General features: G+C 68.8%; 15 protein-coding genes. 10 read left to right on the top strand and 5 right to left on the bottom strand.

Features of this window, described 5'->3' with window-relative positions; translation table 11 throughout:
• Nucleotides 1–175: 175 nt before the first annotated feature.
• The 6 genes from DXZ73_RS17870 (at nt 176) to DXZ73_RS17845 (ending at nt 5524) form a co-directional block, all read left to right on the top strand.
• Nucleotides 176–1456: a DUF445 domain-containing protein gene (locus tag DXZ73_RS17870; RefSeq protein WP_240351397.1), complete on the top strand. Its 1281-nt coding sequence runs from the start codon at nt 176–178 to the stop codon at nt 1454–1456.
• A gap of 147 nt (nt 1457–1603) precedes the next feature.
• The gene (locus DXZ73_RS17865; protein ID WP_116211995.1) at nt 1604–1801 is read left to right on the top strand and encodes a DUF3311 domain-containing protein; all 198 of its coding nucleotides are present in this window, start codon (nt 1604–1606) and stop codon (nt 1799–1801) included.
• Nucleotides 1798–3315, top strand: coding sequence for a sodium:solute symporter family protein (locus DXZ73_RS17860; RefSeq protein WP_116211994.1), 1518 nt, complete (start codon nt 1798–1800; stop codon nt 3313–3315). The genes DXZ73_RS17865 and DXZ73_RS17860 overlap by 4 nt, the downstream gene beginning before the upstream one ends.
• A gap of 78 nt (nt 3316–3393) precedes the next feature.
• The gene (locus DXZ73_RS17855; RefSeq protein WP_116211993.1) at nt 3394–3696 is read left to right on the top strand and encodes a DUF6412 domain-containing protein; all 303 of its coding nucleotides are present in this window, start codon (nt 3394–3396) and stop codon (nt 3694–3696) included.
• A 91-nt stretch (nt 3697–3787) separates the two neighbouring features.
• A complete protein-coding gene (locus tag DXZ73_RS17850; RefSeq protein ID WP_116211992.1) occupies nt 3788–4471 on the top strand; it encodes a YidC/Oxa1 family membrane protein insertase in 684 nt (227 codons plus the stop codon).
• A gap of 195 nt (nt 4472–4666) precedes the next feature.
• On the top strand, nt 4667–5524 hold the full coding sequence (locus DXZ73_RS17845; protein ID WP_116211991.1) for a fumarylacetoacetate hydrolase family protein: 858 nt from the start codon (nt 4667–4669) through the stop codon (nt 5522–5524).
• Nucleotides 5525–5608: 84 nt separating this feature from the next.
• Here the strand turns inward: DXZ73_RS17845 and DXZ73_RS17840 are convergent, their stop codons facing one another.
• Nucleotides 5609–6568 carry a tectonin domain-containing protein gene (locus DXZ73_RS17840; RefSeq protein WP_116211990.1) on the bottom strand — a complete coding sequence of 320 codons (960 nt, stop codon included), beginning with the start codon at nt 6566–6568 and terminating at the stop codon, nt 5609–5611.
• A gap of 429 nt (nt 6569–6997) precedes the next feature.
• Here DXZ73_RS17840 and DXZ73_RS17835 point away from each other — a divergent pair, with 429 nt between their 5' ends.
• Nucleotides 6998–7195 (top strand): hypothetical protein, encoded by a 198-nt coding sequence (locus DXZ73_RS17835; RefSeq protein WP_116211989.1) that lies wholly within the window; start codon nt 6998–7000, stop codon nt 7193–7195.
• A 13-nt stretch (nt 7196–7208) separates the two neighbouring features.
• Here the strand turns inward: DXZ73_RS17835 and DXZ73_RS17830 are convergent, their stop codons facing one another.
• The 4 genes from DXZ73_RS17830 to DXZ73_RS17815 form a co-directional block, all read right to left on the bottom strand.
• A complete protein-coding gene (locus DXZ73_RS17830) occupies nt 7209–7997 on the bottom strand; it encodes an HNH endonuclease family protein (RefSeq protein WP_116211988.1) in 789 nt (262 codons plus the stop codon).
• 12 nt (nt 7998–8009) lie between these two features.
• Nucleotides 8010–9002 carry a GDSL-type esterase/lipase family protein gene (locus DXZ73_RS17825; protein ID WP_162890237.1) on the bottom strand — a complete coding sequence of 331 codons (993 nt, stop codon included), beginning with the start codon at nt 9000–9002 and terminating at the stop codon, nt 8010–8012.
• Between the two features lie 548 nt (nt 9003–9550).
• Nucleotides 9551–9790: a DUF397 domain-containing protein gene (locus DXZ73_RS17820; RefSeq protein ID WP_116211986.1), complete on the bottom strand. Its 240-nt coding sequence runs from the start codon at nt 9788–9790 to the stop codon at nt 9551–9553.
• A gap of 10 nt (nt 9791–9800) precedes the next feature.
• Nucleotides 9801–10664: a helix-turn-helix domain-containing protein gene (locus DXZ73_RS17815; RefSeq protein WP_116211985.1), complete on the bottom strand. Its 864-nt coding sequence runs from the start codon at nt 10662–10664 to the stop codon at nt 9801–9803.
• A gap of 193 nt (nt 10665–10857) precedes the next feature.
• Here DXZ73_RS17815 and DXZ73_RS17810 point away from each other — a divergent pair, with 193 nt between their 5' ends.
• From DXZ73_RS17810 to DXZ73_RS17805, 3 genes are read left to right on the top strand one after another with little or no spacing between them, the layout of a single operon-like run.
• A complete protein-coding gene (locus DXZ73_RS17810) occupies nt 10858–11187 on the top strand; it encodes a hypothetical protein (RefSeq protein ID WP_116211984.1) in 330 nt (109 codons plus the stop codon).
• Entirely contained in the window at nt 11073–11420 is a 348-nt protein-coding gene (locus DXZ73_RS40620) for a DUF6255 family natural product biosynthesis protein (protein ID WP_425315847.1), read from the top strand. The genes DXZ73_RS17810 and DXZ73_RS40620 overlap by 115 nt, the downstream gene beginning before the upstream one ends.
• Nucleotides 11421–11456: 36 nt before the next feature.
• Nucleotides 11457–11879, top strand: coding sequence for a VOC family protein (locus tag DXZ73_RS17805; RefSeq protein WP_240351396.1), 423 nt, complete (start codon nt 11457–11459; stop codon nt 11877–11879).
• Nucleotides 11880–12071 lie beyond the last annotated feature (192 nt).

Raw genomic sequence — 12071 nt, 5'->3', positions numbered from 1 at the left:
CGCCTGTCGGCCGGTGGGGTCACGCAACGTGTCACATGCGACTTGTCAGACGCGGGGAACTCCCGGTCCGTTCCCCGAGTACCACGGGCAGGGACAATGCATGTGAAGACGGCTGGAACGGGTGGTGCGGATGGAACGGTCCCCTGGCGATGATTCGGGTACCGCCGAAGGAGTGATGCCCGCGGGCGCGGGCGGTCTCACCTACAGCGCCGCGGACGAGGAGAAACGCCGCGGAGTGCGCCGCATGAAGGGGCTCGCGACCGGTCTGCTGCTCCTCGTCGCGCTCGTCTACGCCCTTGCGAAATGGGGGCAGTCCTCGGGCGCGGGCGCCTGGGCGGGCTATGTCGCGGCCGCCGCGGAGGCGGGCATGGTGGGCGCGCTGGCCGACTGGTTCGCCGTCACCGCGCTCTTCCGGCGCCCGATGGGGCTGCCGATCCCGCACACGGCGATCATCCCGACCAAGAAGGACCAGCTGGGCCGGAGCCTCGGCGAATTCGTCGGCGAGAACTTCCTCTCCGGAGATGTCGTACGCGTCAGGCTGCGTACCGTCGGCATCGCCTCCCGGCTGGGCGCCTGGCTCGCCGAACCGGAACACGCGGACCGGGTGACCGCCGAGCTGGCCACCGCGCTGCGCGGCGCCCTGACCGTCCTGCGCGACTCCGACGTGCAGGCCGTCGTCGGCGAGGCCATCACGCGCCGGGCCGACGCCCAGGAGATCGCACCGGGCCTCGGCAACATGCTGGAGAAGATCGTCGCCGACGGCGGCCACCGCAGGGTCGTCGACCTGGTGTGCGTACGGGCCCACGACTGGCTGATCGCCCACGGCGACTCGGTGATGCAGGCGGTCACCGGCGGCGCGCCCGGCTGGACGCCCCGCTTCGTGGACCGCAAGGTCGGCGAGCGCGTCTACAAGGAGCTGCTGCGCTTCGTCACGGAGATGCGCGACATGCCCGAGCACCCGGCGCGCGGCGCCGTCGACCGCTTCCTGGAGGACTTCGCGCGCGACCTTCAATCCGACACGGACACCCGGGCCCGGGTCGAGCGCCTGAAGTCCGAGGTGCTCGGGCGCGGCGAGGTGCAGGACCTGATCGCCTCCACGTGGAGCTCCCTGCGCGCCATGATCGTCGCCGCCGCCGAGGACGAACGCAGCGAACTCCGCCTCCGCGTCCGCGCCGGACTCCTCTCCCTGGGCACCCGCATGTCCACCGACGACCGCCTCCGCGCGAAGGTCGACGGCTGGCTGGAGGACGCGGCGGTCTATGTCGTCACCACCTACCGCGGCGAGATCACCGCCCTCATCACCGACACGATCGCGAGCTGGGACGCGGACCACACGTCCCGCAAGATCGAGGCCCACATCGGCCGGGACCTCCAGTTCATCAGGATCAACGGCACGGTGGTGGGAGCGCTGGCGGGCCTGTGCATCTACACGGCGTCGAGGCTGGTGGGGGCGTGAGTCAGGACAAGCCCGTCCGGCGTTTGAGGACCGGGGTCCGGGGCAGAGCCCCGGTTCGGGAAGGGGCGGGTAGGGGAAAAGCCCCCGCCCCACCAGCCCGCACCCGACGCGCCCCCGTAAACAACGGGCGCCGCTAGGGTCAACTCCGTGCTGAAACGTCCCACCTTGCTGTGGTTGCTCATCCCATACGCCCTGTTCCTGGCCACCCTGCCACTGACAGACCGCATCCACCCCACCATCCTCGGCCTCCCCTTCCTCTTCGCCTGGCTCCTGCTGGCGACGCTCCTCACCCCCGCCGCCGTCTACCTCGCCTGGCGCGGCGACCGCAAGCGAGGCCGCGTATGAACGCCACCGTCGCCACCTCCGTATTCGCCGGCTTCATGGTGCTCACCGTCGCCCTCGGCCTGCTGGCCGTGCGCGGCAGGGGAGCGGGCGGGGGGCTCGCCGAGTGGTCGGTGGGCGGCCGCAGCCTCGGCACGGTCTTCATCTGGGTGCTGATGGCCGGTGAGGGCTATACGAGCTTCAGTTACCTCGGCGCGGCGGGCTGGGGCTACAACTACGGCGCCCCGGTGCTCTATGTCATCGCGTACATGTCCTGCGGCTACGCCATCGGCTATGTGGTCGGCCCGACCCTCTGGTCGTACGCCCGCGAGCACGGCCTCGTCACCATCACCGACATGGTCGCCCACCGCTACAACAGGCCCTGGCTGGGCACCCTGGTGGCGATCCTGGCGACGGTCTGCCTGCTGCCGTACATCCAGTTGCAGATCACCGGCATGGGCGTGGTCGTCTCGACCATCTCCTACGGCGCGATCAGCCTGAACTGGGCCTACTTCATCGCCTTCGCCGTCACGACCGGCTTTGTCGTGGTGAGCGGGCTGCGCGGCAGCGCCTGGGTCTCGGTCCTCAAGGACGTGCTGGTCATCGGCACGCTGGGGTTCCTCGCGATCTACGTGCCGCTGCACTACTTCGACGGCTACGGGCCGTTCCTCGACCGGATCGTGGCGGAGAAGCCGGACTGGCTGACGTTCACGGGGCACGGCGGCAGCGGGCTCGGCGGCGGCTGGTTCGTGACGACGAGCTTCCTCAACTCCCTCACCGTCGTCATCTTCCCGACGACCGTGGCCGGCTATCTGGGCGCGCGGAACGCCGACGCGCTGCGCCGCAACGCGATGCTGCTGCCGTTCTACAACGTGCTGCTGTTCGTGCCGATGCTCCTCGGCATGGCGGCGGTCTTCGTGGTGCCGGGGCTCACCGGAGCGGGCTCCAACCTCGCGCTCTTCAAACTCGTCGTGGACTCGCTGCCCGCGTGGGCGGTCGGGCTGATCGGGGTGGCGGCGGCGCTGTCGTCGATCGTCCCGATGGCGGTGTTCATGCTGGTCATCGGCACGATGTGGGGCAAGAGCGTGCTCGGGGCCATGCCCCGGCTGGCCGGGCGCCCCGACCGGCAGAAGACGGGCGCCCAGGTCGTCGTCGTGGCCGCGGGCGCGCTGGCCCTGCTGCTGACGTACACCGCGCCCAACACGCTGGTGAGGCTGTCGCTCATCTCGTACGAGGGCATGGCCCAGCTCGTCCCCATGATCCTGCTGGGGCTGGTGTGGCGGAAACTGACGCTGTGGGGAGCGATGAGCGGCCTGGTGACGGGCGGGGCGCTGGTCTGTGCCCTGGTCTTCACCGAGCACGACCCCGTCTGGGGCGTGAACGCGGGAGCGCTCGCCCTGGCCGTGAACGTGCTGGTGGCGCTGGCCGTCTCCTGGTGGGGACCGCGCCCGCGCCCCGAGGACGCCGCACGGCCCGACGACGAGGTGCTGGCGACGGATCCCGGACCGGGTGCGGCCGTTGTCAGTGGCACGGTCTAGCATCGGAACGAGCGAATGACTGAACGAGTGTCGGGCTGAGGCCCGACCCGGATCCGACGGGGAAGGGGGGCCGCTCTGATGAACGCCGTATTCCGTACGCACATGAGCGTGCTCCTCTTCCTGCTGTCCGAACTGCTGCTCGCGCAGAGCGGCTTGCTGAGCATGGTCGCGCTCGCCGCGACCACGGCCGTCTCGGCGGCCCTGCTGCTGTGCGCCATGGCCGCCACGGCCCGCACCGGCGGCCCGCTCACCCCGACGCGAATACGCACGGCGATACGGGACCGGGAGCTGCGCACGGCGTTCCTCGCCCAGCGCGATCCCGACGGGCGGGGCCGACGACGGCCTCGCGCGCCCGGCCACGCCCTCCCGACGGCCGCGTAGGCGCTCACTCCAGTCTCCTGTTGAGCCCGCGCGGCTCGTCACGCCCGAACGCATCCGATTCCGGCACGACGAGACCCGTGGAGGGCTCACCATGTCCACTTTCGCTTCCCTTCCCCTTTCCTGGCTGGCCGGGGTGACCGAGCCGCTGTTCGGCGCCTCGGCGACGGCCGTCGCGATCGTCCTGCTCACCCTGGGCGTACGGCTCGCGCTGCATCCGCTGGCCCGTTCGGCGGCGCGCGGCCAGCGGGCCAAGGCCGAACTCGCCCCGCGCATGGCCGAGCTGCGCCGCAAGCACAAGAGCGACCCCGAGCGGCTGATGCGGGCGATGCGCGAGGCACACGCGAAGGCGGGGGTGTCGCCGATGGCCGGGCTCCTGCCGTCGCTGGCGCAGCTGCCGGTGCTCTTCGTGATGTACCGCCTCTTCAGCGGCGGCGCGTCGGACCTGCTGGACCACACGCTGCTGGGCGCGAGGCTGGGCGGCCATTGGACGGACGCGCCGTTCGGTGCGCAGGGGCTGGTGTACGCGGGCCTGTTCGTGGTGGTCGCGGCGGTGGCCACCTGGACGTACGTACGCGCGCGCAGGACGCCGGTGCCGATGCCGACCGAGGTCCCGGGCCTGACGAGATTCCTGCCCCTGCTCTCCTTCGGGACGCTGATCACGGTGGCCGTGGTCCCGCTGGCGGCCGGCCTCTACCTGGCGACGAGCAGCGCGTGGACGGCGGCGGAACGCGCCTACCTGACCCGAGGCATGCCCGCGAGTCCGTCCGCCGCTTGAGGACCGGGGGCTCCCCAGTTGCGGGAAGGGGCGGGCAGGGGAAAAAATCCCGCCGCCACCCCCTCCAACAGGCCGAAACACCACTTGCGGAGCCCCCCTCCGTTCGCACACGATCAAACCGATCCCTCGATGGCCGTCCCCATCGGCCGACCCCGGACGGGCAACCGCCGACCACGACCTCGGGAGAGCTCACCGATGAAGCTGCTGCGCACCGGCCCGCCAGGCGCGGAACGCCCCACCCTGCTCGACGACGAGGGCACGCTCCGCGACCTCACCACCGTCGTCGACGAGATCGACGGAAGGCTGCTGGCGGACCACTCCGCCCTGGAGCGGGTACGGGCGGCGGTGGGCGCCCGGATCCTCCCGGCCGTCGACCCGGAGGGCCTGCGGATAGGCCCGCCGGTCGCCCGCATCGGCAAGATCGTGTGCGTGGGGCTCAACTACCACGGCCACGCGGCCGAGCTCGGCGTCCCGGCCCCCGAGGAGCCGGTCCTCTTCCTCAAGGCGCCGGACACGGTCGTCGGCCCGGAGGACCCGGTGCTGGTGCCGCGCGGCAGCGAGAAGATGGACTGGGAGATCGAGCTGGCCGTCGTCATCGGCCGCACGGCCCGTCACCTGGAGACGGACGCGGAGGCGCTGGCGGCGATAGCCGGCTACGCGGTGGCGAACGACGTGTCGGAGCGGGAGTTCCAGCTGGAGCGCGGCGGCCAGTGGGACAAGGGCAAGAACTGCGAGACGTTCAACCCGCTGGGCCCCTGGCTGGTCACCGCCGACGAGGTCCCCGACCCCCAGGCCCTTCGCCTGCGCCTGTGGGTCAACGGCGAGCTGAAGCAGGACGCGACGACGGCGGACCAGATCTTCCCGGTCGCCCAGGTCGTCCGCTACGTCAGCCGCTTCATGACGCTCTATCCGGGCGACATCATCAACACGGGCACCCCGGCGGGCGTGGCGGACGGCCACCCCGACCCCAAGCCGTACCTCAGGGCGGGCGACGTGGTGGAACTGGAGATCGAGGGCCTGGGCCGCCAGCGTCAGCAGCTGAAGGACGCTTAGGGGCGGCCGGGCGAGCCGGGATCGGCCGGTCTCGGCCGACCCCGGCCCGTCCGGTGAACGCCGAGGCGGAGCCCCGGCGCCGCGTCAGGGTCGCAGGACGCCGTCGAAGCTCGCCCAGTCCGACCAGGGCCCGTTCACGGACAGCTGCCAGCGGTGGTAGATGGACCCGCCACGGTTGACCCCGAACAGCTCGATCCGACCGTCCGCGTTGGTCTCGGCGGCGACCTGGGTCAGCGCACCGTCGAATTGCACCCAGCCCGACCAGGGAGAGCCGCTGAAGTTCTGTGAGCGGTGGAAGATGGCGTCACCGCTGTTGGTCCCGAAGATCTCCAGCCGCCCGTCCGCGTTCCGCGCCGCAGCGATCGTCGAGAGCGCACCGTCGAACTGCACCCATCCGGTCCACGATCCACCGGGGGTGGTCTGATACCTGTGGAAGATCGCGCCGCCGCTGTTGACGCCGAAGAGTTCCAGCCGACCGTCCGCGTTGGTCTCCGCCGCGACCTGCGTCAGCGCGCCGTCGATCTGGTCCCAGCCAGACCACGGTCCACCGATGGAGATCTGCGAACGGTGGAAGATGTTGCCCGCGCTGTTGGCCCCGAAGAGCTCCAGCCGCCCGTATACGTTGCGGGCCACGGCGATCGAGGTCAGCAGCCCGTCCATCTGCTCCCAGCTCGACCAGGCGCCCGCGGGGGAGGTCTGCCAGCGGTGGTAGATGTACCCGGCGCCGTTGACGCCGAAGAATTCCATCCGGCCGTCGGCGTTCGTCTCGGCGGCGACGGCACGCAGCGCGCCGTCGAACTGGGCCCAGTTCGACCAGGAACCGCCGATGCTGTTCTGTGAGCGGTGGAAGATGGCGTCACCGGGGTTGGTCCCGAAGAGCTCCAGTCGTCCGTCGGCGTTCCTGGCCGCGGCTATGGAGGAACCGAAGACGACGTCCTTCGTCCTGATGTCGTGGGACGAGGGGGCCGCGTGGGACGAGGGAGCCGCGGCCGCCTCCGACCAGCCGACGCCCGGCGCGGCCGCCAGTACCGTCGCGACCGCCACGGCCGCGGCACCTGCTCTGAGGGACCGGATCAGCTGACCGATCCGTCTGTCTCTTCTGCCCGATCTCTTACCCATGCGACTGCCCTTTCCTGTGCAGAAACGGAACCCACGGGGCCTGGGCGCTGGGTCCAACGCCCGCTTTCTGTACGTCGATCGGCACGCATATGGCTCAAGCGCCCGCACTTTACAACGGCGCGGCGGCCCCGGCCCAGAGCGGGCGGCAGGCTGGCGCAAACCGTGCAGGCGGACGGCGCCCGGGTGCGCCACGGCGGGCGGCCCTCGGGTGCGGCGATTCGGGGGAACGGGGGCGTGTGCTGCCCCGCCCGCGCCCCCTGAGTGTGCATATTTTCGGATATGTCCAAGGTCTTGGGTGTAAAGGGACGGCACCGACGGCCACGGCGGTGGCGTGGCCGTCGTCCGCTGATCGTGATGACCGTGGTGAGCGGTGCGTTGCTGGTGTGCGCGTTCTCCGGCCTGAGTCGGCCGCACGCGCGGGGCCCCGCGCCCGCGCACAGCGGACCCCCGCTGGGCGACACGGTGGTGCTGGGCGGGGGCCTGATGCTCGCCGGCTCGGGGCTCGGCCTGATGGTCCTCGTCCGCTCCCGGCAGGGGCGTGGGCGGATATAGCGTCCGGCCGGGCTCAGCAGTGGCGCAGTGTCGAGGTCAGGGTGTTCTTCTCGTCCTGGGTGACCGACAGGCCGTATTTGCTCTTCACCGCGACCCAGGCCTCGCTGTACGGGCATTGCGCGACGGGTTCCGGCGGCATCCACTGGTCGGGCCGCCGGTCCCCTTTGGACCGGTTGGACGACGCGGAAACGGCAATCAGCTGCGGGGTGTTGGGAGAGACATCGTTCGCGAACTTCTCCCGCTTGGCGACGTCCCACGTGCTGGCCCCCGAGTTCCAGGCGGCTTTGAGCGGCACGATGTGATCGATGTCGACACCCCGGGGTGTGTCGAACAGCGTGTCGTCGTACTCGCTCGTCCAACTCCCCTTCAGGACCTTGCATTTATCGGCCAAGGTCACCGGCGTCGTGGACTGGTTCCGGAGCACGATCTCCCGGGTGGGGCAGCAGTCCGGCCCCTGATTGATCCAGCAGCCACTCTTGCCGCCGACTCTGAATTTCCTGCGATCGTAGTTGGAAACCGGTTTGTCCTCGACGGCCAGGCCGTACAGCATCATCCGGGCATCGCCCGCGTTCGGAATTCCGGTCGGCCACTTCATGGGGGTCCAGCCGCCGTGATCCCGTGCCCTGTTCTTGGACGGCGCCCCGTCAAGTGGAAAGATCCCCGAGGAATCGTCGCTGCCCGGGCCCTCGCAGGTGATGTCCTCGTCGACCGGCTCGGCGCGGGCCACCGTGCCCGGCAGCGCCGCGACCAGGGCGACGGCACCGATGACGCAAAGGGCTCTCAGGCGTCGGCGCACCAGCATGCGGACTCCTCGCTACAGGGTTTTCGTGACGTTCATGCCGTCCGTGCCGTTGCGTCCGTCGTTGAGGCATCGGAACATGGTGCGATCGCTGACCTGCAACTGCTCGCTGAGCCGGGTCAGGCATGCGCCCAGCGCCAACTGGCCGAAGTAGTTCGGGTGGATGGATTCCTGCTGGTCCCCCTGGGACGCCCAGGGAAGACCCGAGAAATAGAGGTACGGGATCCACCGGACCCACTCCGCGTCCTGGGAACTCAGGTGATTTTTCGACGAGTTGGACGAGGTCGCCTGCCGCGCGTCCTTGCTGCACAGCTCATGGCCGGCGAACGCGTCACGGACGTCCAGGAAGATCCCGCCCGCATCGGACGCGGCCCGCCTGAGCCGGGCCCTCATCCCCGCCACGACCGAATCCCGGGCCCAGTCCGAGTCCGTGTCGTAGAACGGGCACCCGCCGGAGGAATACCTGCCGTACGTCTCCGGGTAGCGGTATTCCGACCCGGGCGGGATCGGGGCCGGGTAGGACTGCACCACCAGGCGGTAGTCCGCCTCCTCGTAACCGAGATCCTCCAGCCCCTTGCGGATGTCCTTCAGCGCCTGGCCCACCTTGAGCTCGACCGCGTCGAGCTCGTCGTCCATGCCGCCCCAGGCGTTCTTGCAGTAATCGACGAAGCCGAGCAGATACCGCCGGGCGCAGGACTCGACGATGTCCTTGAACTTCAGATCGTTGCCGCCGATCGACACGACGACCATCTTGACTCTGTACTCCCTGGCGAGGTCCTTGAGCTGGTCGATCTGCGGGCGCTCGCCTTTCTCTTCGTACGCATGAGTGAACTCGTACGTCGTGGCGCCCGAGCAGGCGATGTTGAAACGGCGCTCCGCCGGTACGCCGGGGTAGTCCGTCGTGGCGATCGGAGCGCGGTACGAACGGTCGCACCGGTTGCCACCCCGAACGTACGAGGTCGAGCCGTAGATCTGCTCGGGGTAGTGGTCGCAGCTGTCCTCACTCACGCAATTGACCGCGGCGCGATCCGTCCCCCATGCGGTGCCGTCGGGTTTGGTGTCGGCATTCCCCGCCCACCGGCCGGCTTCGCCGGAGAGGTAGCTGTCGCCCATTGAGACGATCGCCGGTGGGTGCGTGCATCCGTCTCGGGCGGAGGGGACGCATTTCTTGTGGGGGCCGGATGGGTGAGCGGTTGCCTGTCCCGTGCCGATGAGGAGGGCGAGCGTCAGGAAAATGAGCAGGGGGTGTCGATGACTTGCCGTCACCTTGCCGAGGCTAGGTCTGTGCGGCGGGCTTCGCACTGCGGGAGGGTCCGCTGGTGTTTGTTTGCGCTTTCCGCTGGGTGCGGTTCGCTTTTGTGGGTGCGGCTTTGTTTGCGCCTGCGGCGGGGCGCCCTGCGGGCGCGGCCTCAAGCGCCGGCCGGGCTGGGTTGTGGGTGGCCGGGGGCGTGGCCTCCGGGGCAGGGGTCCTGGACCGTATATTTACGGCGCGTTGCCCTCTGGGGTGTTGAGTGCCCGGGATTTGCGCCACAAATATACGACAGCGTCCAGGACCCCTACCCCTGCGGCCCCACCCCCTCCCGCCGGTGGGTAACGCACAGCGTGTCGTGGGTGACGGCCCGGGTGAAAGATCGGTACGCGGATGGGGTGATGCGCAGCATCGGGCCGGTTGGGTTCTTGGAATCGCGTATGGATATGAGCCCGTCGGCTACCCATATCTCGACGCAGTCGTCGCCTTCGTCAGGGCTGTAGGAGGACTTGTACCAGCCGTAGCGGGGGAAAACGTGGCGTATCACAAGATGCACCTCACTCGTGTTCAAATTCGTGTGCAATGGCTGAGATCAGCTCGGCGGACTCCGGGACCGACAGGGCTGAAGCTCGTAGCTCTTCGAATGCCTTCCGGTACTTCGCTACTGCCTCAGCTTCATCCAGGAACAGGTCACCTCCCAGGTAGGACACCTGGACAACATCGAAGTCCAGAGGTGCGGGGTAGGAGTACAGGATGAAGGACCCTCCCGTGTTCGTGAACCTCTTCTGCGAGTAGGGGACGACCTGGATCGCCAACTCGGGTGTCTGGCTCAGGGCGGCCAGGTGTCGGAGCTGATCAGCCATGATCTGGGGTCCGCCGATCTGTTGGCGGACGACGCCTTCTGTCAAGACAGTTGCGTACTGCGGAGGGTTACCTCGGAGGAAGATGCTTTGCCTGCTCATCCGAATGTCGACGGAGAGGTTGAGCTGTTCCTCGGACAACGGCTGTGCGTTACCGATAAGAACGGCAGTTGCATACGCCTGGGTCTGCAGCAGCCCCGGAACAACCCGTGACTGGAACGTAGCGATGCTCGCCGCATCGGATTCAAGCGTCAGCGTCTCTTTGAAGTGGTTCGGGAGTGTCTCGCTGTGCCGGTGCCACCAGTTTCGCTTGTTCCCCTCTGCCGATAGGGCGATGAGCCATTGCCGTTGCTTCTCGTCCTTGGCTTTGTAGAGGTTGAGCAGCACCTCCAGCTCAAGTCGGGTGGTGCGGTACAGCCCCGTCTCCTGTCGGCTGATCTTCGTCTTGTCGCCGTGGATCGCCTTCGCCGCCTCTTCGGTCGAGACGCTGGCTGCTTCTCGAAGCGCTCTCAATTCGGAGCCCAGCCTCCGGCGGCGGGCGGTTCGGCGGGTATTCCCCATGGCTTCCTCCCCTGTTGGCAGTGCGCTGCTCAGTGTGGTCCAGAACCTGAACCGCAGACGCGGGAGTCACCCACAAGGATGAAGTAGCCCATTCTGTGCCCAAGTTGGTTGCGCTTGCCCAACTGGCGGTTCATCGTAGAGGTGTGGCTACAGCGAGTAGCCGCACATCGGCACTGGGGGAAGGCGCGGAGCGATGACGTACAGGAACGGCGCGTTCGTGGTGGACACCCGCGAGGAGCGGATCGGGCAGGTGATCGACAGCGTGGGGAGACGCGTGCACCTACGCGAACCCGGGGGTGGGCAGGAGTGGGAAGTCCCCTTCTCCTCCCTGCGGTTGGCCACGCGCGACGAGCGGGAAGTCATCGGGCTCTGGCCCCAGACGATCAAACCGTTCAGGGGATGCGCGGAATGCCCCGAACTCGCGGCCGAGTTGCGGGAGGCGCAAGCCGGAGACGACAAGCTGAAGACCAGTCGAGCCCTGCTCGCCCAGCGAGGACACTGGCGACTGGAGCACGGACTATGACCGCCGTCGCCACGCGAACATGCACCCACCGAAACGGCTGGACGTACACCGGCGGTGAAGCGACATGCGCGAGCTGCGGGGTGAGGCGGTTCACGGACTACCGCGCGGTACGGCCTCCAGGACTCGCCCAAGCGGTCACGCAACCCCGCAAAGTTGCCGCAGTCACAGACCGTGCGGCCGCTGAGTGGGTGATGCGGCGCACCCGCCGCAGAGGGTGGTGGCCGGGCGGGTGACACCATGCGGCGGAGACGCGACAGGAAGGCGCCGACATGGAACAGCCCAAGGCGGGGATGCCCCACCACCTCGAACTCTGGGTACCCGACCTCGACCGCGCGGCAAAGAGCTTCGGGTGGCTGCTGGACACCCTGGGATACGAGCCGTACCAGACCTGGGAACACGGCCGCAGCTGGCGGCTCGGGTCCTTCTATCTGGTCGTCGAGCAGTCCCCGGCGCTCACCGCACCGACCTACGACCGGCGCCGCCCGGGCATGAACCACCTGGCTTTCCACGTCGAGAGCCGCGATGCAGTGGAGACCATCGTCGAAGAGTCGGAGGACCACGGCTGGCACCTGATGTTCACCGACCGGCACCCGCACGCGGGAGGCGAAGCGCACTACGCCGCGTATCTGGAGAATGAAGACGGCTTCGAGATCGAACTCGTCGCCCCGACCACGGAATTCGAGGATGACTGAGTTCCCACCACGGTCACTTGCCCACCGGCGGGAGGGGGTGGGGCCGCAGGGGTAGGGGTCCTGGACGCTGTCGTATATTTGTGGCGCAAATCCCGGGCACTCAACACCCCAGAGGGCAACGCGCCGTAAATATACGGTCCAGGACCCCTGCCCCGGAGGCCACGCCCCCGGCCACCCACAACCCAGCCCGGC

The organism is Streptoverticillium olivoreticuli subsp. olivoreticuli (assembly GCF_003391135.1).
GTDB lineage: Bacteria > Actinomycetota > Actinomycetes > Streptomycetales > Streptomycetaceae > Streptomyces > Streptomyces blastmyceticus.
This window is presented reverse-complemented; position numbering and strand designations above follow the sequence as displayed.

Coding starts and splice junctions, on each gene's coding strand:
- DXZ73_RS17870 (WP_240351397.1), top strand. CDS start 176: ATGCCCGCGGGCGCGGGCGGTCTCACCTACAGCGCCGCGGACGAGGAG.
- DXZ73_RS17860 (WP_116211994.1), top strand. CDS start 1,798: ATGAACGCCACCGTCGCCACCTCCGTATTCGCCGGCTTCATGGTGCTC.
- DXZ73_RS17855 (WP_116211993.1), top strand. CDS start 3,394: ATGAACGCCGTATTCCGTACGCACATGAGCGTGCTCCTCTTCCTGCTG.
- DXZ73_RS17850 (WP_116211992.1), top strand. CDS start 3,788: ATGTCCACTTTCGCTTCCCTTCCCCTTTCCTGGCTGGCCGGGGTGACC.
- DXZ73_RS17845 (WP_116211991.1), top strand. CDS start 4,667: ATGAAGCTGCTGCGCACCGGCCCGCCAGGCGCGGAACGCCCCACCCTG.
- DXZ73_RS17835 (WP_116211989.1), top strand. CDS start 6,998: ATGACCGTGGTGAGCGGTGCGTTGCTGGTGTGCGCGTTCTCCGGCCTG.
- DXZ73_RS17830 (WP_116211988.1), bottom strand. CDS start 7,997: ATGCTGGTGCGCCGACGCCTGAGAGCCCTTTGCGTCATCGGTGCCGTC.
- DXZ73_RS17815 (WP_116211985.1), bottom strand. CDS start 10,664: ATGGGGAATACCCGCCGAACCGCCCGCCGCCGGAGGCTGGGCTCCGAA.
- DXZ73_RS17810 (WP_116211984.1), top strand. CDS start 10,858: ATGACGTACAGGAACGGCGCGTTCGTGGTGGACACCCGCGAGGAGCGG.
- DXZ73_RS40620 (WP_425315847.1), top strand. CDS start 11,073: ATGCCCCGAACTCGCGGCCGAGTTGCGGGAGGCGCAAGCCGGAGACGA.
- DXZ73_RS17805 (WP_240351396.1), top strand. CDS start 11,457: ATGGAACAGCCCAAGGCGGGGATGCCCCACCACCTCGAACTCTGGGTA.